Annotated in this window: 1 protein-coding gene; it reads right to left on the bottom strand. The window is 44.6% G+C overall.

Features of this window, described 5'->3' with window-relative positions; genetic code table 11:
• Positions 1 to 24: 24 nt before the first annotated feature.
• A complete protein-coding gene (locus GRP75_RS28335; protein WP_237449252.1) occupies positions 25 to 738 on the bottom strand; it encodes a MetQ/NlpA family ABC transporter substrate-binding protein in 714 nt (237 codons plus the stop codon).
• Between the last annotated feature and the right edge of the window lie 88 nt (positions 739 to 826).

The following is an 826-nucleotide window of genomic DNA, read 5'->3' as shown; positions in this document are numbered from 1 at the left end:
TTTGTAAGTCGCATTATCCTTATCCTACGCACGTGCAGCAAACACGTTCACATATGGCTTCGCTTCTTCGCTGCTTGCATCATCTTTGTAGATGGCTCCATCCAGCTTGAGCCCGGCATCTGTAGCAACACCGCTGTTCACAGCTGAAGCGGCTACATCAGACAAGACGCGCGGCGTCTGCTGGGCGACAACTGGGACAATCTCCAGCTTTTTAGGATTCCCTTCTATTTCATCCGTGGTCGGATACAGGCCCGCATCCTGCTTCAACTTAATCAGCCCTGCAGACTGGAGAAGTTTTAAAGCCCGTCCCTGATTGGACGGATCATCCGGTATAGCAATTTTGGAGCCGTCAGGAATATCCGATACGTTTTTGAATTTTTCAGAGTACAATGCCATCGGAGCGATAATCGTTGCACCAATAGGGACGATATTCACATCATTTTCTACATTAAACTGACTGAGAAAGGCCAAATGTTGAAAGGAGTTCAAATCTACCTCTTTATTGGCGAGCGCCTTATTGGGTAATGTATAATCCGAGAAACTGATCAGCTCAATTTCAATATTTTTGGCCTCTGCTTTCTTCTTGAGCACATCCCAATACGTGTCCTCAGATCCTGAAACCCCGATTTTAACATGTACTTTTTCATTTGCATTTGAGCCCGAACCGTTAGCTGAGCAAGCAGATAGAACCGCTACACTAAGAATAGCCAGTAAACCCAAGCGAAATATTTTTTTCATTTTCATTTCCCCTTTAATCGTTATGTATAATACTCTGCTCCCATTAGCGCCGTAGAAATTTACGAGACAAGTAGTTCCCTGCATATTG

It is taken from the genome of Paenibacillus sp. OT2-17, assembly GCF_009827695.1.
Lineage (GTDB): Bacteria > Bacillota > Bacilli > Paenibacillales > Paenibacillaceae > Paenibacillus > Paenibacillus polymyxa_B.
The sequence above is the reverse complement of the archived record's forward strand: the minus strand, read 5'-3'. Positions and strand labels throughout refer to the sequence as shown.

What these genes read in the sequence shown, in the direction of transcription:
- GRP75_RS28335 (WP_237449252.1), bottom strand. Translation starts at nt 738, where the DNA reads ATGAAAAAAATATTTCGCTTGGGTTTACTGGCTATTCTTAGTGTAGCG.